At 44.1% G+C, this 17,364-nt stretch carries 21 protein-coding genes; 6 read left to right on the top strand and 15 right to left on the bottom strand.

The features are described 5' to 3' along the window. Positions 1-51 precede the first annotated feature (51 nt). Entirely contained in the window at positions 52-522 is a 471-nt protein-coding gene (rimP, locus tag Q384_RS06165) for a ribosome maturation factor RimP (RefSeq protein ID WP_037586601.1), read from the bottom strand. 314 nt (positions 523-836) lie between these two features. Here rimP and Q384_RS06160 point away from each other — a divergent pair, with 314 nt between their 5' ends. Both Q384_RS06160 and Q384_RS06155 read left to right on the top strand, forming a co-directional pair. Further along, a complete protein-coding gene (locus Q384_RS06160) occupies positions 837-1,091 on the top strand; it encodes a type II toxin-antitoxin system Phd/YefM family antitoxin (protein WP_037586600.1) in 255 nt (84 codons plus the stop codon). A 3-nt stretch (positions 1,092-1,094) separates the two neighbouring features. Then, positions 1,095-1,517 (top strand): type II toxin-antitoxin system VapC family toxin, encoded by a 423-nt coding sequence (locus tag Q384_RS06155; RefSeq protein WP_037586599.1) that lies wholly within the window; start codon positions 1,095-1,097, stop codon positions 1,515-1,517. A 273-nt stretch (positions 1,518-1,790) separates the two neighbouring features. Here Q384_RS06155 and Q384_RS12635 read toward each other — a convergent pair whose 3' ends face one another. The 9 genes from Q384_RS12635 to Q384_RS06120 form a co-directional block, all read right to left on the bottom strand. Beyond that, complete coding sequence (locus tag Q384_RS12635) at positions 1,791-2,627, bottom strand: hypothetical protein (protein ID WP_051940542.1); 837 nt, start codon at positions 2,625-2,627, stop codon at positions 1,791-1,793. Between the two features lie 52 nt (positions 2,628-2,679). Then, entirely contained in the window at positions 2,680-3,024 is a 345-nt protein-coding gene (locus Q384_RS12630; RefSeq protein ID WP_051940539.1) for a hypothetical protein, read from the bottom strand. A 337-nt stretch (positions 3,025-3,361) separates the two neighbouring features. Next, positions 3,362-3,670, bottom strand: coding sequence for an ATP-binding protein (locus tag Q384_RS12625; protein ID WP_051940536.1), 309 nt, complete (start codon positions 3,668-3,670; stop codon positions 3,362-3,364). A 193-nt stretch (positions 3,671-3,863) separates the two neighbouring features. Next, complete coding sequence (gene trpB, locus Q384_RS06145; RefSeq protein WP_037586598.1) at positions 3,864-5,075, bottom strand: tryptophan synthase subunit beta; 1,212 nt, start codon at positions 5,073-5,075, stop codon at positions 3,864-3,866. Positions 5,076-5,137: 62 nt separating this feature from the next. Then, entirely contained in the window at positions 5,138-5,608 is a 471-nt protein-coding gene (locus tag Q384_RS06140; protein WP_037586597.1) for a ClpXP protease specificity-enhancing factor, read from the bottom strand. A 139-nt stretch (positions 5,609-5,747) separates the two neighbouring features. Then, positions 5,748-6,476, bottom strand: a complete 729-nt coding sequence (locus Q384_RS06135; protein WP_156956477.1) for an amino acid ABC transporter ATP-binding protein — start codon at positions 6,474-6,476, stop codon at positions 5,748-5,750. A 40-nt stretch (positions 6,477-6,516) separates the two neighbouring features. Beyond that, positions 6,517-7,191 carry an amino acid ABC transporter permease gene (locus tag Q384_RS06130; protein ID WP_037586595.1) on the bottom strand — a complete coding sequence of 225 codons (675 nt, stop codon included), beginning with the start codon at positions 7,189-7,191 and terminating at the stop codon, positions 6,517-6,519. A gap of 2 nt (positions 7,192-7,193) precedes the next feature. Further along, positions 7,194-7,937: an amino acid ABC transporter permease gene (locus tag Q384_RS06125; RefSeq protein WP_037586594.1), complete on the bottom strand. Its 744-nt coding sequence runs from the start codon at positions 7,935-7,937 to the stop codon at positions 7,194-7,196. A gap of 142 nt (positions 7,938-8,079) precedes the next feature. Then, positions 8,080-9,024 carry a glutamate/aspartate ABC transporter substrate-binding protein gene (locus tag Q384_RS06120; protein WP_037586593.1) on the bottom strand — a complete coding sequence of 315 codons (945 nt, stop codon included), beginning with the start codon at positions 9,022-9,024 and terminating at the stop codon, positions 8,080-8,082. A 381-nt stretch (positions 9,025-9,405) separates the two neighbouring features. Between Q384_RS06120 and dnaA the strand changes: the two genes are divergently transcribed. Further along, positions 9,406-10,995 (top strand): chromosomal replication initiator protein DnaA, encoded by a 1,590-nt coding sequence (gene dnaA, locus Q384_RS06115; protein ID WP_037586592.1) that lies wholly within the window; start codon positions 9,406-9,408, stop codon positions 10,993-10,995. A gap of 31 nt (positions 10,996-11,026) precedes the next feature. After that, the gene (gene dnaN, locus Q384_RS06110) at positions 11,027-12,130 is read left to right on the top strand and encodes a DNA polymerase III subunit beta (RefSeq protein ID WP_037586591.1); all 1,104 of its coding nucleotides are present in this window, start codon (positions 11,027-11,029) and stop codon (positions 12,128-12,130) included. 255 nt (positions 12,131-12,385) lie between these two features. Here the strand turns inward: dnaN and Q384_RS13255 are convergent, their stop codons facing one another. Continuing rightward, positions 12,386-12,562 (bottom strand): hypothetical protein, encoded by a 177-nt coding sequence (locus Q384_RS13255; RefSeq protein ID WP_156956476.1) that lies wholly within the window; start codon positions 12,560-12,562, stop codon positions 12,386-12,388. A gap of 63 nt (positions 12,563-12,625) precedes the next feature. Here Q384_RS13255 and dmeF point away from each other — a divergent pair, with 63 nt between their 5' ends. Continuing rightward, complete coding sequence (gene dmeF, locus Q384_RS06105; protein WP_037586590.1) at positions 12,626-13,600, top strand: CDF family Co(II)/Ni(II) efflux transporter DmeF; 975 nt, start codon at positions 12,626-12,628, stop codon at positions 13,598-13,600. Positions 13,601-13,846: 246 nt separating this feature from the next. Here dmeF and Q384_RS06100 read toward each other — a convergent pair whose 3' ends face one another. Together Q384_RS06100 and Q384_RS06095 are read right to left on the bottom strand one after the other, a co-directional pair. Continuing rightward, complete coding sequence (locus Q384_RS06100; protein WP_037586589.1) at positions 13,847-14,512, bottom strand: M48 family metallopeptidase; 666 nt, start codon at positions 14,510-14,512, stop codon at positions 13,847-13,849. Further along, positions 14,502-15,317 carry a methyltransferase domain-containing protein gene (locus Q384_RS06095; RefSeq protein WP_037586588.1) on the bottom strand — a complete coding sequence of 272 codons (816 nt, stop codon included), beginning with the start codon at positions 15,315-15,317 and terminating at the stop codon, positions 14,502-14,504. Before Q384_RS06095 ends, Q384_RS06100 begins: the two co-directional genes overlap by 11 nt. 104 nt (positions 15,318-15,421) lie before the next feature. Between Q384_RS06095 and Q384_RS06090 the strand changes: the two genes are divergently transcribed. Beyond that, positions 15,422-15,937 (top strand): RNA pyrophosphohydrolase, encoded by a 516-nt coding sequence (locus Q384_RS06090; protein ID WP_037586587.1) that lies wholly within the window; start codon positions 15,422-15,424, stop codon positions 15,935-15,937. Positions 15,938-16,198: 261 nt separating this feature from the next. On the opposite strand, the gene Q384_RS06085 is transcribed toward Q384_RS06090, so the two are convergent. After that, positions 16,199-17,023 carry an alpha/beta hydrolase gene (locus Q384_RS06085; RefSeq protein WP_084224411.1) on the bottom strand — a complete coding sequence of 275 codons (825 nt, stop codon included), beginning with the start codon at positions 17,021-17,023 and terminating at the stop codon, positions 16,199-16,201. A gap of 47 nt (positions 17,024-17,070) precedes the next feature. Continuing rightward, on the bottom strand, positions 17,071-17,364 hold a 294-nt coding region (locus Q384_RS06080), incomplete at its 5' end, for a transposase (protein ID WP_037586586.1).

Genomic DNA, 17,364 nt, shown 5'->3' with positions numbered 1-17,364 from the left:
CTTACAGGCAGCCGCCTGCGGTAACTGTTTATTATGGTTAAAATAAAAATACTAAAATTCGGGTTTTAAACGAGCGTTGTCAATATTATGAAAATCAATGCCGATGGTTTTGCCAACTGTTTTGGTTCGCTTGGCTTTGCGCACTTCATTGGCCTCTTCTAAAGTGATGCTGACAACTTGCGCGTCATCAATACCGTTGATGCGGCCGACAAAATTTTTCTGCCCGTCAATGGGTAAACGGGTTTTTATTTTTGCTAAATGTCCGGCAAAACGTGCGAAATCCGACGATTTTTTCAAAGGACGATCTAAGCCCGGGCTGGAAATTTCCAAACGTTGGTAATCCACTTCTTCCACCAAAAACACGCGGCTTAAATGATTGCTCACCGTTGCACAATCATCTACGGTGATGCCGCCGTCTTTGTCAATAAACACGCGCAAATCACCTTGAGCAGTCAGCTCATAATCCACCAGTTCATAGCCAAGCCCCGGCAGAGTTTGATTTAAAATATCTTGTATATTCATGCGTTTGCATACCCTACAGCAATAAAAAAATGGCCGTGCGGCCATTTCTCGGTGTTTTGAAAAACTTTTGTATTATACGGTTTTTTTTAAGGAAAGGGAATAGAATCAGCGGCGTGTTTGCGTTTAAAGCGTGTTGAAAAAGCGGGCTGAAAAAGCCAGCTTCGGCAGAAATATCGACACTTCATTTTTCAGGCAGCCTGAAATCGGTATTTTTCGGTGGTTGTTTTTCGTGTCAGCAGAAAAAATCACCCAACAAGCATGTGAAGATTGTACAATAGTAGTTACTTTACTACTATTGGGTATTGGAGGTTTTTATGAACCAAATGATGACATGCCAAGAATTTAACCGACAAGTCAGCAGAGCGCAGCGGCAATGTGAGGAAAGTCCCGTATTTATTACCAATCGGGGAAAGTTGGCTTATGTGTTATTGAATTACGATGACTATCAAAAGCTAAACGAAAAAGACCAAAGCATCGCTGAAGCCTTAGCCGCTCCCGAAAATGAAGCGCTTGAAGTGGATATTGAATTTGAACGAGCGTACATCGAATCACGAGAATTTCAGGGATAAGCCATGTATTTACTGGATACAAACGTTATTTCTGAAATCCGAAAAATTAACACAGGACGCGCGGACGCAGGCGTAGAAACTTGGGCAAAACAATACAGCAAAGCATTGATGTACATTAGCGCAATTACTCTTTTTGAATTGGAGCGCGGTACGTTAAATCTTGAGAAACAAGATGCGCAGCAAGGGGCTGTTTATCGCCGTTGGCTGGAAAACGTGGTCAAACTTCAATTTAACGGAAAAATTTTAGCAATCGAAGCGGAAACAGCTTTGCTTTGTGTAGCCATGCACGTTCCCGACAAAAAAGGATTAGCGGATAGTTTGATTGCTGCTACCGCTATTCAACATGGCTTAATCGTTGTAACACGAAATACAAAAGACTTTGCACACACAGGTGCGCAGCTATTAAACCCTTTCAAAGAGCAATGAGCTTGAGTTTTACACATCACGCCCTCTTTATTTTTAGTTTGAGGTGTCGCAGTTGTGTCATTATCCTTTTTAGGTTTATAGACTTGTATTTCAACAGGAATTGGAAATAATTCCCCATTATTTTTTAATTCTATGCAGCAAGTAATTATTGCATTGACTTAATACTGTGCTTGATAATTCACTTGGTCGTTGGCTGAATAGATATAATCAAACTGTAGAATTTACCCCTGACACAGAATTTTAAACGTCCTCTAAAAAAATGATCCTAGTAAATTATGTCTCAATAAATTTATCTCTCAAAATATCCATAAATACTTTATTTCTGCTGTCAGCATCATTAACCAGTGTCATAAAATCTAAGAATGAAATTTCCAGTGATAGAGGATTATTATACTTTGACCACACTTCTCCATGAACTGAAAATTTTTCTTTATATTCGTCATTTCTTAATATCTCCCGAATGTTCTCATTAAATTCAATCAAAGCATAAAGCCATACCTTGTTTATTTTTGGACATATTTTTTTCAATTTGCTTGCATAATTCAATAATTGATCTTTAGCAATGCTGGCATTATATTGTGCCATACCTAATTTTTTAAACTCAAATACCACAACATCTACATTTTTATGTGTTTCATCTAAACGATTTGAAAAAAGTAATACATAATCAGGTCTATCTAAAGATTGAGAAGAGGGTACTGAATTGTCAAAAATAGGTATATTGGCTGATAATTCTTTTAGAGTTTTATCACTACCTGCATAAGTAAATGACATAAATCTGTCATCCAATATCCATGCATTATTAGCAAATAATCCTTTATTTACTTCCTTGTTGGGATAAAAATTACCTTTTGGGCTAATCAAGTTGTGTATCACCTCTTCTTTATCCTCTGATGTTACTTTTTTTAGCCTATCAATTTGTATTTGGCGAAAGATAATATATTCTGTCAAATTTCGAGCAGATAAATCTAAGGATTTTTCATAATCTTCTTTAGTTAATTCTTTTTTTTCTAGTAACTCTCTTTGGTCATTAAAAAATTTTGCCTGCCCATTGGTTACAATATCTTTGCTAGATTTAAAAAAAATTTCTTTTTCTTCGATATATTTCATTAAATGAGGATACATTTTTTCTAAATGTTTTTTTTCAGAAGTATATTGTTCTTCAAAGCATGGAATTTTTTTCTATAAATATTTCAGCAATATATTTTCTGAAAATATTATCAATTACATTTAAATCTTCTGGGGGTAAAGTTAAATCTTGTCTAATAGGATCAATTTTACCTGAAAGGTTTTCTGAGTAAATAAAAAATATAGCTTCTACTCCATGTGGGTAGTTATCTTTATCAATGATATTTCGTGCAATCGTTCTGTTATCAATTGCTACCAATGTAGATACAGATGACTGCTGCATATTTGTATCTATGTAATAGTAAAGTGTTAAAGGTTTTTTAAAAAGATCAGTAGAAAGCTCTTTACTTTTAAAATTATGATAATCCAATTCTTTCAATTCTTTTTTTTCAAATTTAGGTAAATTTTCAGGTGAAATAATACTTACTACCTGCTTATCGTCAAAGTCAGAGGTAATTGATATTTTGAAATTATTATTTTTATCTTTAAATTTAATAAAATACGGTAGGAATTTTTGAATTAAAAACTCTTCGATATAATCTGCCTTGTAATTACTCGTATTTATATTGCCTCTTACTTTTTGAAATGTAATTTTTGTGCCTATGTTTGTTTTATAAGTCTCTGATGAATTGTCATTCCCATCAAAATCAAAATCAAAATCAAAATCAAAATCAAAATTTCTTTCTTTAAATTTTTCATTCTCTTTAAAAATACTACTAAAAGTAATTTTTTTTAAAGTAATGTAGATAAACTAAACGCCCTTGACCTTTGTGAATTGGATCTTTAGCTTCCATTAGATTACTAAATTGTCTAAAATTTTCATTTGTAAAACCCTCTCCATTGTCTTGAATAATAAGATAGGATAATTTTTCATTTTTTTCTTTTTTATTATATTTCAGGCTAATTTTAATATCAGTTGCACCTGCATCTAAAGCATTAGCTATAGCTTCTTCATAAATCATGTTAAAAGAAATTTTCTGTGCAGGGAATAATCTCTCAGTAGCCATTTTTAAATCAATTTTCATAGCCATTTTCCTCTTAAGTAAATGTAATAATGATATAATTATTACATTTTAATATATATTATTATTTGATAAATAATAATAGCATGAGATTTTTTAGAATACAATTTTAAAAATTAAGCTAATATATTTTTAAAAATTGATCAGATAATTCTTGGAATACATTAAATCTTGCTTAATTTTAAATTTATTTTTGTTACAAGCCAATCCCGTCTAATTTTGCCACGGTGTTGATGTCTTTGTCTCCGCGTCCGGATAGATTCACCAAAATGACTTGGTTTTTATCCATTTTGGGTGCGTTTTCCATTGCCCAAGCCAATGCGTGGCTGCTTTCGAGGGCGGGGATAATGCCTTCAAAGCGGCACAGGGCATGAAAGGCATCTAATGCGGCTTTGTCGTCGGCAGCTGTGTATTCCACGCGGTTGATGTCGTGTAAATGGCTGTGTTCAGGACCAATGCCCGGGTAATCCAAGCCAGCGGATACAGAATGGGTGGCGGATATTTGCCCGAATTCGTCTTGCATTAAATAGCTGCGAAAGCCGTGCAATACGCCAACAGGGCTGTTTGATGAAATCGGTGCGGCATGTTGGCTGCCTGAAAGTCCCAAGCCGCCGGCTTCTACGCCGACCAAGCGCACGGCGGTGTCGTTGATGTAGGGATAAAATAAGCCGATGGCGTTTGAACCGCCGCCAACGCAGGCTGCGGCAACATCGGGCTGGCGGTGAATCAAGGCTTGCATTTGTTCGCGCGCTTCGTTGCCGATAACGCATTGAAAGTCGCGCACCATTTTAGGATAAGGCATGGGACCTGCCGCTGTGCCGATGATGTAAAACGTATCGTCCACACGTGCCACCCATTCGCGCATGGCTTCGTTCATGGCATCTTTCAGGGTTTTTGAACCCGATTCAACGGCAACGACTTTTGCACCGAGCAATTTCATGCGATAAACATTCGGTGCTTGGCGTTGAATGTCTTCTGCACCCATAAACACCACACATTCCATGCCGAAACGGGCGGCAACGGTGGCGGAAGCCACGCCGTGCTGCCCCGCGCCGGTTTCGGCGATAACGCGTTTTTTACCCATGCGCTGAGCCAGCAAGGCTTGACCAATGGTGTTGTTGATTTTGTGTGCACCGCTGTGATTGAGGTCTTCACGTTTTAAATAAATTTGCGCGCCGCCCAAATGTTTTGACAGGCGTTCGGCGTGGTAAACGGGGCTGGGGCGGCCAACGTAGTATTTTAAATCGTGGTAAAAACATGCCCAAAATTCAGGGTCTGCTTTGGCTTTGGCGTATTCTTGTTTGAGTTCGGTGAGCGCGGCAATCAGTGTTTCCGAAACGTACATGCCGCCGTGTTGTCCGAAAAAGCCGTTTTCATCGGGTGCGGTGTAGGAGGTGGTTTGGGTCATGATGGGCGTCTTTTTTTAAATGGTTTTAAAGAATTTTTCAGGCAGCCTGAAAGCGGTTTGGGCTATTTCACGATTTTCAATTTGCTTTTGGGTTTTGCGGTGTTGTTGGTTTCGGGTGGTGTTTTCGGCGGTTCTGTTTGTGGTTTGGGTGATTTAGGTGATTTGGTGTTCTTGGGGTTGGCTTCGTCATGTGTCATGGATAATTCGGTTTTGGTTTCGGGCGGCTCAATTTCAAAGCCCATGCCTTTGTGGTTTTCTCGGGCAAAGATGCCGCCGACCTGACCGACCGGAATCCAAATTTCATGCGCCACGCCGCTGAAACGGGCGGTGAAATTAATCCATTCATTATCGATGACCAGATTTTGACAAGCAGACGGGCTGATGTTGAGAATGATTTGATTATCGCGAACGTATTGCATGGGAACTTGTGTGTGTTCATTGACCCATACGGCGATGTGCGGTGTGAAGCTGCTGTCGATGCACCATTCGTAAATGGCACGCAATAAATAAGGTTTGGTACTGAATTTACTCATACTGAACTTTCAGGCTGCCAAAATAATGTGTTTGCTTTGCGAAAAAATATTTGCAAAGCGGCGAAGTGAATGCGTTAAAACAGAATAATCGCCCGCCAATGCGCAATGATGGCGGGCGATGTATATTATGCCGAAAAAATCAGTGGTTGAGAATTTTTGATAAAAATTGCTGTGCCCGTTCGCCTCGTGTTGTGCCGAAAAATTCGTCTTTGCTGCAATTTTCCATAATCCGTCCTTGATCCATAAAAATCACACGGTTGGCAACTTGGCGGGCAAAACCCATTTCATGGGTTACGCACATCATGGTCATGCCGTCTTTGGCAAGGCTCACCATCACGTCCAATACTTCGTTCACCATCTCCGGGTCCAGCGCGGAAGTGGGTTCGTCAAACAGCATCACAATCGGATCCATGCTCAGTGCGCGGGCAATGGCAACGCGCTGCTGCTGTCCGCCCGACAATTCCGCCGGGTATTTGTTGGCTTGTTCCGCCAAGCCGACGCGGTCAAGATATGCCAGCCCTTTTTTTACGGCTTCGGCTTTACTGCGTCCCAATACTTTGATTTGGGCAACGGTTAAGTTATCGGTGATGCTCAAATGCGGAAAAAGTTCAAAGTGCTGAAACACCATGCCGACATGGCTGCGCAGTTTGGGCAGGTCGGTTTTGGGGTTGCCGACTGAAATGCCGTTGACGATGACATCGCCTTGCTGAAACGGCTCTAAACCGTTTACACATTTAATTAAAGTGGATTTTCCCGAGCCGGAAGGACCGCACACCACCACCACTTCACCTTTGTGAATGGCGGCGGTGCAATCGGTTAAGACTTGGAAATCACCATACCATTTACTGACATTTTGAATGTCAATCATTGCCTTGTTTTCCGAGTTATTTGCCATGCTTTGTCCTTATTTATACGTGCATTCTTTTGTGAATTTGTTTGACGCCGTAACTGCAAATCGAGCTGACAATAAAATAGACCACGCCCGCAAAAATAATGTATTGCGGCAATAAGCCCATGAGTTGTCCGCGCACATTGGCGGCGTTGAAGAAGTCCATTAAGCCGATTGAAATCACCAAAGTGGTGTCTTGAAACAAGATAATGCTCTCTTGCAGCAAAAGCGGTGTCATTTTGCGAAATGCCTGCGGTAAAATCACCAAGCGCATGGATTGTGCGTAGGTCATGCCCAAGGCTTTGGCGGCATACATTTGCCCTTTGGCAACCGATTGAATACCGGCGCGCACCACTTCGGAAAAGTAAGCCGATTCAAAAATCAAAAACGCCACCACGCCCGCCATAAATGCGGTATCAAAATTAACGTATGAACCGGTTACCCAGCGATACATCAGCGGAAACGCATAGTAAAGCCAAATAATGGTTAAAAGTTTGGGAATGGAGCGGAAAAAATTGACGTAAGCGGTTGCCGCCCACGACAAAGCCTTAATCGACGATAACCGCGCCAATGCCAGCAAAGTGCCGATAAAGCAGCCGCCCACAATAGATAAAAAAGTAATGGCAACGGTGGTTTTTGCACCTGCCCACAAGCCCGGCCACGCGGCTGATAATTCTGTTAAACCGAAAACCATGATTATCCTTTTGCATTCATTAAGCCCGGAACGCGGTAACGCCGTTCCAGATACGCCATCAGTGCGAACAGTGCCATGTTGATGACGATATAAACCAATGTGGCGTAGGTGTAGATTTCAAAAGTGCTTTGCGAATATTCGGAAATGGTTTTGGTTTGGCTGACGAGTTCTGCCACCCCCACCAAAGATGCAATCGACGCATTCTTAAAGCAGTTGGTGAGTTCCGAAGTTAAAGGCGGCAAAATAATGCGAAACGCCTGCGGCAATAGCACGGTACGATACACATCGGCAGCAGAAAACCCCAAAGCGCGTGCGGCTTGCGCCTGTCCGCGCGGCAGGGCTTCAACTCCTGTGCGCACTTGTTCACACACCCGCGCCGCTGTAAATAAACCCAAACCGATGGCGGCTGAAATCAGAGCCGAGGTGTTGGGCGATAAATCGTAATACCACCATTGGCGCAAGCCTTCGCTCCAATAATTCGGTACAACGTAATACCAGAAAAATAACTGCACCAAGAGCGGTATATTGCGAAACAGGGTTACATAGCCTGTTGCAAATCGCCGCGCGCTCGGAGAAGGCAGGGTACGCATAATGCCCAGTGCCGTGCCTAAAATCAGCGCGATGACCCATGCCAAACCGCCAATCAGCAGTAACCAACCGATGCCGCTTAACAGCCATTGCAGATAGATTTGATTGCCGACACCGGTTGGGTCAAGCAGCACGCCCCAATTCCAAGTGTAATTCATGAGAGTCCTTAAAACGGCTGATGCCGTGCCAATATATGTTTTATTTTATATACAATCCGTATGGTTTGTTTGTTAAGTAAACAGGCTGCCTGAAAACGTTCAGGCAGCCTGTCTTAAAAGCATGACCACCGGATAATCTGCGTTATTCTGCTGCTGCGTCAGTGGGTGTGGCAATAATGCTTTTCACCAATTCAGACATCGGGAACTGCATATTCATGCCTTTGGGCGGAATCGGCTGTTCAAACCATTTGCTGTATAAGGTATTGATTTCTCCGGATTTGTAGGTTTCAGTCAATGCGTTATCAACCACGGTTTTGAAACTTGCGTCGTCTTTGCGCAGCATACAGCCGTAGCGTTCAAAAGACATCGGTTTGCCGACAATTTCCCATTTTGCGGGATCGGCTGATTTGGCGCGTTCGCCCGCCAGCAGCACGTCGTCCATCATAAAGGCTTGGGCGCGGCCGTTTTGCAGCATCAAGAAGCCTTCGTTGTGGTCTTTGGCGGAAATAATGTTCATGCCCATTTTTTGGGATTCGTCATACGCTTTGAGCAAACGCTCGGAAGTTGTTCCCGCCGTGGTGGTAACGGTTTTGCCTTTTAAATCGGTAAAGTCTTTAATGTCTGAGCCTTTTCCCACCATTAAACGTGTGCCGATTTCAAAAAATGCCACAGAAAAGGCAACTTGTTTTTGACGTTCGGCATTGTTGGTGGTAGAACCGCATTCCACATCAATGGTGCCGTTTACGGTTAAAGGAATGCGGTTTTGTGAGGTAATCGGGTTGTAGCGCACTTTTAATTCAGGCAGCCCCAATTCTTTCTTCACCGCATCAACAATTTTCATTTCTAAGTCATGCGCATAGCCTACGGGCTGGCCGGGTTGGTCGGCAACGTAAGAAAATGGAATAGATGATTCACGGTAGCCCAACACAATGGTGCCGGAATCTTTGATTTTTTGCAGGGTATCGCCTGCCGAAGCTGCTGCCGAAGCTGTATTTTCAGCAGATGCCGCTTGCTGTTCGCCGCCGCAAGCAGAAAGAGCCGCCAAAACGGCCAATGAAGCCATGGTGTATTTTAAGTTTTTCAGCATTTCTCACGTCCTGTTTTTTTGAATAAAATAAATTTGAAAAGAAACACATGGGTTTATGTGTTGCTATTTTTCTAATCTTAACAATATTCATAATTTATTGCCATGTGATTTACATTTGGCTGTTTTAAAAATAGAAATGAATTGAAAAATCATTGGCGATGTTTGGGCGGTAAATCTGGCTGGCGAACAGAATGTTCGTTATAATCACAAACTTAATTCTGCACGGTATGACAGCGATTTTTTCATTGGTTTTCAGAATGGCGGCTTGTTTGAAACGAACACAACGCTGCTGTATTTTCTTGCTGTGTGCTTGATGCCGTTTCGCCGCTATGCTTTGTATCGGTGCTCAATACACCCATTGTATTTTTAAAGATTCACTACATGACTTTTGTCCAACTTTGGCCGCAATGTTTGCTGACACTTCAGCAAGATCTTTCTGCACAGCAATACAATATGTGGATTGCGCCCTTAACTGTGGGTGAAGAAAATGGTGAGCGTGTGGTTTTTGCGCCTCATGCCTTTGGCTTTAACTATATCCGCCAGCACTTTTGGGACAAAATTCAGGCAGCCGCCAATCAAACGGCTTCAGATAACGAAAAACCGCTGGTATTAAAAATCGGCAAAGGCAAGGCAATAACTGCCGAAATTGCACCGCCTCAACCTGCGCTGTCGGTAAACGGGCTGCCTGAAAAGACATCAACCATAAAAACCGCCAGCCATACAAAAGAAAAGCCGCAGCCGCACAAAGCCGCCAAACGCAATGAAAGCGCGTTGGATATTGTGGCAAAACGCATGGGAGAATTGGGCAGTAAGCCGTCTTCTGCCGACCTTGCCGAGTTGTCTGCTAAGCCTGCCAAAACAACGGAGGAAGTCTCAGATAAAAGCGATGGTTCAGACAAAAGCCATAAAGAAAAAGAAAAAAACGAAGCACAATTAAAACGTTATATTGATACCAATCTGAATCCGGATCATACTTTCGCCGCTTTGGTGCAAGGCAAAGGCAACCGCATGGCGTATGCCGCTGCTGTATCCATTGCGGAAGCACCCGGTAATCCCATGTATAACCCGTTTTTTGTGTACGGCAGTACGGGTTTGGGCAAAACCCACTTGGTGCAGGCAATCGGTAATCAGCTTTTTAAACTCAAACCCAAAACACGGATTCGTTATATTCATGCCGATGAATTTATCCGCGGCATCATGAGCGCGTTTCAGGCAAAATCATTTGAAGTTATGCGCACGCAATATCAGCAATTTGATTTATTGATTTTGGACGATGTGCAATTCATTGCCGGCAAAGACCGTACCATGGAAGAGTTTTTCTATGTGTACAATCACTTAATTGATGCTAAAAAACAAGTTATTCTCACTTGTGATACCATGCCCACTCATATTGACGGCATGGATGATCGCTTAAAATCACGTTTTTCATGGGGATTAACCGTGGAGTTAGAACCGCCTGAATTGGAAATGCGTGTGGCGATTTTGCAGAAAAAAGCCGAAATCAGTGCGGTGAAATTGAAAGACGAAGCGGCTTTTTTCATTGCCAAACACATACGCAGCAATGTGCGCGAATTGGAAGGCGCGTTCAAACGCGTGGCGGCGCAAAGCCGTTTTGCCAAACGGCCGATTGATGTTGGTTTGGCAACGGAAGCCTTGCAGGATATTCTCAACAGCCACCACAAACCAATGACTTTGGAAAATATTCAAAGTACCGTGGCAAAATATTATGGTGTCAGCGTGAGCGACATCATGAGTAAGAAGCGCACACGCAATATTGTTCGCCCGCGCCAAATGGCGATGAAATTGGCAAAAGAATTAACCAGTTTGAGTTTGCCCGCCATTGGTGTTGGTTTTGGCGGCCGTGATCACACCACGGTGATGCACGCAACGAAAAGTATTGATAAACTGCGCCAAACAGACACAGAAACCGAAAAAGCCTACGACATATTAATAAAAATTCTGCGCAATTAAATGGTTGCACAGGAATAATAAAGGATAAACCATGTTGATTTTACAAGCCGAGCGCGATGCACTGCTCAAACCCTTGCAAGCCGTAACCGGTATTGTGGAACGGCGGCATACCCTGCCGATTTTGTCCAATGTTTTGTTGGAAAATCAAAACGGACAAACCAATTTTCTGGCGTCTGATTTGGAAATTCAAATTAATACCGCCGGACCGCACAGCGATGCTGAAAATTTCCGCATCACCACCAATGCCAAAAAGTTGCAAGACATCTTGCGCTCCTTGCCCGACGGTGCGCCGGTGTCTTTGGATTGGGCGCAAAATCGGCTCACATTGAAATCGGGCAAAGGTCGCTACAATTTGCAGACTTTACCGGCAGAAGACTTTCCGCTGATGAGCGTGGACGAAGCCGTGAGTGCGGCGTTTTCTTTGCCGCAGGAAGCGTTTAAAGAAATGCTCTCACAAGTGCAGTATGGCATGGCGGTGCAAGATATTCGCTATTATCTCAACGGTTTACTGATGCAAACCGAAGGCGATCAATTGCGATTGGTGGCAACCGACGGTCATCGCTTGGCATATGCCGCAGTCAGCGTTGATGCCGAACTACCCAAAACGGAAGTGATTTTGCCGCGAAAAACCGTATTGGAGTTGTTTAAATTGCTCAATCACCCTGGCGAGCCGATTACGATTGAGCTTTTGAATAATCAAGTGCGTTTCCGTCATAACAATACCGTGATTGTCAGCAAAGTAGTGGACGGTAAATTCCCCGACTACAACCGCGTTATTCCTCTGGATAACGACAAAATCTTTTTGGTGAGCAGAATTCAATTATTGAGTTCGCTGGAACGCGCTGCTATTTTGGCAGACGAAAAAATTCGCGGGGCGCGCCTGCACATTCAGCCCGGTTTACTCAGCGTTACTTGCAGCAACGGTGAACAAGAAGAAGCGCGGGAAGAATTGGAAATTGCTTATCAGGGCGAGGCCTTGGAAGTGGCATTTAATATCAGCTATTTAATGGACGTGTTGCGCAATACCCATGCCGATGAATTGCAGCTGGCATTCGGCGATGCCATGCGCTCTACTTTATTTACCATTCCCGACAATCCGAATTTCAAATACATTGTGATGCCGATGCGCATTTAGATGGTTTAATGGCATTAACAATAACAATGCAGGGAAGCCGTTAGCGGTAGTCCGTTTGTCGGGAAGTTACACCATCACCATAAACGGTGAATTGTTTCACCGTTTATGGGATTTGCTTTGGAAGATTTGAGTCATCTGCCATTATTTTTAATGCAGGAAAAAGAAACTTTCAGGCAAAACCCCATTGTCTTGGGACACGGTTTTTATCTCATCTTCTAATCCGCCTGCTTGGACAAGAATATGGTCGTCTGCGATTCACATTAAGCGCGGCACATGGCACACAATCAATAAGGCTGCTCCCGCCAAGACAATATTCACTGCCAGCGCATCAACGCTGCCGCCCGAGATGTTTTTACATAAGGCTGCCTGAACAAATTGCGGAAGAATCACGCTTAATAAAATACCGATGCTTGGGCTTTCAGCTGTTTTCAATTTTAATCGGTTTTCCGATGGTTTTTAATGCCTTTCTCAACAGTAAACACACTATTTCAAAACATGAATACCACAATATCCCACGCTTTCAATTATCCTTGTACCGCCAACCGCCGTTTTGACGACAGCAATATTTCAGGCAGCCGTGCGGTGTTTTGGGTGTTATTGCTAACGCTTGTTACCATGCTGGTGGAAATCATTGCAGGCACGGTATTTCACTCGATTGCGCTGTTGGCAGACGGCTGGCACATGAGTTCCCACGCGTTTGCTATGGGCATCACGCTGTTTGCTTATTGGGCATCAAGACGCTATGCACACAATGATCACTTTGCATTTGGTACGTGGAAAATTGAAGTTTTAGCAGGATTTGTCAGCGCAATATTGTTGCTGTTGGTGGCGTTTGGTATGGCTTATGAGTCTGTAGAGAGGCTGTTTTCACCGCAAAAAATTGCGTTCAATCAAGCCCTGATTGTGGCGTGTGTCGGCTTGGTGGTTAATGTGTTGAGTGTGTGGCTGCTGAACGATTCGCATCACCATACTCATGACCACGCGCATGAACATGATCACCAAGACCATGAACACGGTGCACATCATCATGCGCATGAACACAGCCATCAAGGGCACGATCTGAATTTGCGTGCCGCTTATATTCATGTATTGGCAGACGCGCTCACATCAATTTGTGCGATTTTGGCTTTGCTGGCGGGTAAATTTTTGGGTTGGAATTGGCTGGACGCGATTATGGGCATCATCGGCGGCGTGTTGGTTGGGCGTTGGGCGTATGGTTTACTTGTCAGCAGCGGCAAGATTTTGTTGGACGCGGAAATGGGTGATCATTTCAGCCGCAGTGTTGCACGGACATTGCAAGAACAAGGCTTATGGCAAGATGTGGTGGATTTTCATCTGTGGCGTGTGGGTAAAAATCAATATGCTTGCATGCTCACAACCGCGCAGCCGGCAGAAGAGAAAATTTTGATGTTGCTGGCAAAAAACCACCCCAATGTGCATTTAACTGTGGCACGGCGGGCTGTTGCCTGAAAATCGGTGTTGCCTGTGCAGGGCAGGTGATGCTGTTGCAACATACGCATCTGATAGGCAGTGTAGGTACAAACAGCCTTGCGGCGGTGTGATGTTCCCTGCGTTGGCGCATCAGCAAACAACGTTTTGGTAAACGGCTTACCGCACTGCCTGAAATTTTCCTGCAATGGCGGCTGATTCATCTTCAATATTCTTTATTTTTTCAGGCAGCCTGAAAAAGAATGCCTGCACGTTTTTGCTGCTTTGCTAAATCATATCCATAATGCAGTGGTTGTCGCGCAGCCAAATTTTGGCATCGCGGTAATTCGGCATCACGGATGCCACATACGCCCAAAATGCAGGGCTGTGGTTTTTGTGAACAATATGCGCCAATTCATGCACCACCACATAATCCACCGCAAACGGCGGACACATCACCAAACGAAACGAGAAATTCAAACCATTCTGCCCATTGCACGACCCCCAACGCCGCCGTGCCGATGAGATTTTCAGTGAAGTAAAGCGCAGATTCATGATTGCCGCATAATATGCCGTGCGCAAACCGATAAACTGCCGCGCCTCTTGTTTCAGCCAAACGGCAAAATCCGCTGCCGTCATGGTTTGCGGCAGCCATAAACAGCCGTTTGAAAACATTGGTTCAGCTGTGTTTTCACGCCGCACCACATAATTCTGCCCCAAGAATGGCACAGTTTCGCCGTCTGTTAAAGTCAAAACACGGTGCTGTTGAATGCGTTCGCGTATTTGCTGCTGTTTTTTGTTAATCCAATCGCTTTTTTGCCGAATAAATTCGCGAATTTGTGTTTCAGGCAGCCGCATCGGTGCCCGCACCACCAATTGTGCTTCACGGTTCACACACAGCAGCAGTGTTTTTCGGCGTGAACGCAACAATTGATACGGTGGTTCACGCATCATTTTTTGCTGCCGGATAAAATCGTACTTCAGCCGTGTTTTCAGGCAGCCTGATTTTCTTTAAGGCATGACCATAAACCAGTTCCAAAGTGATTTCTTTACATTCACCTTTGGCAAAGGCTTGTGTCAGCGCGCTGATTGCCGCGCTTTTGTCGCCCGAATACAGCTTTGACCACACACCAATTGTTTGCAAATCGGCAATCAAACGTTCGGCAGCCGCATAACGTAGCGTCAGCGTATCCATGTCCATAACCGGATCGTAAAACCCGTGGTGAAACAACATATCGCCCAAGTCGTGCATGTCCATAAACACCGACGAATGAAATACTGCATTTTCTCCTTGGCGGATAGCCAAAATTTCTTTTAGGCTACCTGCGCCCAAATGGGTAAAAAACAGCATACCATTCGGTTTTAAAGCGGCTGCCCAGTTTTCAAATACCACAATCGGATTATCCTGAGCCAGCAAACCCAAATTGCTCCACACCATATCGGCAGATTCTGTTTCAGGCAGCCTGTGCGATGCGGTTTGCGCCGGCAAAGCCTGTGTGAATTTCTGCCAAAGATTTTGTGCTGCTTTGCGCCGTTTTAAGGCAGCCTGAAGACAGTCGGCACGCGCATCATATTCGGTAAACCGTGCTTGCGGATAGCGCACCGACAGCCGCCGATAACTTTCATCACCATCTGCACCTGCCAGCACAATTTCTTGCGGTATTTTTTTTACCGCCGCCAAGCGCGCATCGGTTACTGCCGCCAAATGCGCTTGCAAAAACCAATCCACATTATTGAAATTCAAAGAATTTTCAGTCATCAATATTGCTTTCCAATACGCACACGGATACATCGGTTAAACTGGTTTAGCCGCCGCATTTATGCGAAAATCAGTCCATTTTAATTCATTATGGGCGAATAATCATGTTGGACAGAGAAGGCTATCGCCCCAACGTTGGCATTATCCTCACCAATCAGCGCAACGAAGTATTTTGGGGCAAACGAATCCGCGAACATTCATGGCAATTCCCGCAAGGCGGCATTAAACCGGGAGAAAGCCCCGAAGCGGCGATGTACCGCGAACTTTTGGAAGAAGTCGGACTATTGCCGCATCACGTACAAATTTTGGGGCGCACCCGCGATTGGCTGCGCTATGACGTGCCGAGTCATTGGGTGAAACGGGAATGGCGCGGTTCATACAAAGGGCAAAAGCAAATTTGGTATTTATTGCGCTTGGTCGGGCGTGAAAGCGATGTGCATTTGCGCGCCACCAACCACCCCGAGTTCGATGCTTGGCGTTGGCATCAATATTGGGCACCGATTGATGAGGTAATTGATTTTAAACGTGATGTTTATGAAGGTGCGTTGCAGGAGTTATCGCGGTTTTTGCAGGAATTGCAAAGCTTAAAATCGTTTTTGACGCAGCAGACAGTGAAATAAAAAAGTTCTTCGTCATTTCAAGTGGGTTGTGCCAAATCCGGAAGATGAAGTACAGGCAAGCAGCAATGGACAAAGAAATTTGTACATTATTTAAGATATTTTTGTATGGATAAAAGAGCTTGTGATTGCTGAAAAGGTCTTGAGAAAATGGATTTCACAGGCAAAACACAGCCGTCTTTACGCTTGCGGCAATAACATTAATTGCATCAAGCAAAGAGGGGGCTGAAATGCCGCCCTCTCTGTCACTGAAATTGTATTTGCTTATTTCAAGTTTTTCTTGAAGAAAGCCGTCAGTTTATCCCAAGGAATCATACCCACCCTGTCGTAAAGATCCACGTGTCCTGCACCGGGAACGATTACCAGCTCCTTCGGTTCACCCGCGCGCTTGTATGCGTCTTCGCTGAACTCAATGGAATGTGCATTTTCGCCGGCAATAAACATCATTGGGCGCGGAGAAATGGTTTCAATGTCGTTAAAGGGGTAGAAATTCATGAATTTGGTGTTGCCGGAAAGGGTTGGATGCGTGGTATGCAGGGGCGAAGAGCTTGCAGGCGTGAACTCACCCCGCGGGGTGCGGTAAAATTCATAAAACTCTATCTCAATGGGATTAGAATTTTTATTAATCTCATGTACTGTACCGCTGGTGTATTTGGTTTCTCCGCCCAAAAATTCCACATAACGCTGTTCCGCCGCCTCGGCGATGATCTGCTTTCTCTGCTCCAAAGTCAGGGAATTTTTAAGTGCGTGGCGGTTTGCAGCGCCCATATCATACATGCTGACTGTGGCGATTGCCTTTAGGCGCGGATCAATCTTGGCGGCACTGATGGAAAAACTACCGCTGCCGCAAATGCCGATAACGCCGATTCGGTTTCTGTCAACAAAAGAACGAGTACCAAGATAATCTGCCGCTGCGCTGAAAGTCTCGGAATAAATTTCGGGGGCTACAGCATTTCGGGGTTGGCCGTCGCTCTCACCCCAAAAGGCGAGATCAACGGACAAAGTAACAAATCCTTGTTCAGCCATTTTTGTGGCATATAGATTTGAACTTTGTTCTTTCACCGCGCCCATGGGATGTCCGACGATAATCGCAGGGTATTTCGAGGGCGTTCAAAATTCTGTGTCAGTGTTAAATCCTACAGTTTGATTATATCATCGAGTCTTCCCTCGAAATAAATGGAAAGTTGGCTGACCGCCTGCCCCCAATTCTGTATGGGCATCGTCCATTTTTCTGATGCCTTATTGATGCCGACATACAAAAGCTTCAGCAGACTGTCCTCATTGGGAAACGCACCTTTGGTTTTGGTCAGCTTGCGGAATTGACGGTGTACCGCTTCCACCGCATTGGTGGTGTAAATCGGTTTGCGTATCGCTTCAGGATAACGGAAATACGCCGACAAAAGCGGCCATTTGTTGCGCCAAGAAGCAAT

Source organism: Stenoxybacter acetivorans DSM 19021 (assembly GCF_000745895.1).
GTDB classification, from domain to species: Bacteria; Pseudomonadota; Gammaproteobacteria; order Burkholderiales; family Neisseriaceae; genus Stenoxybacter; species Stenoxybacter acetivorans.
The sequence above is the reverse complement of the archived record's forward strand: the minus strand, read 5'-3'. Positions and strand labels throughout refer to the sequence as shown.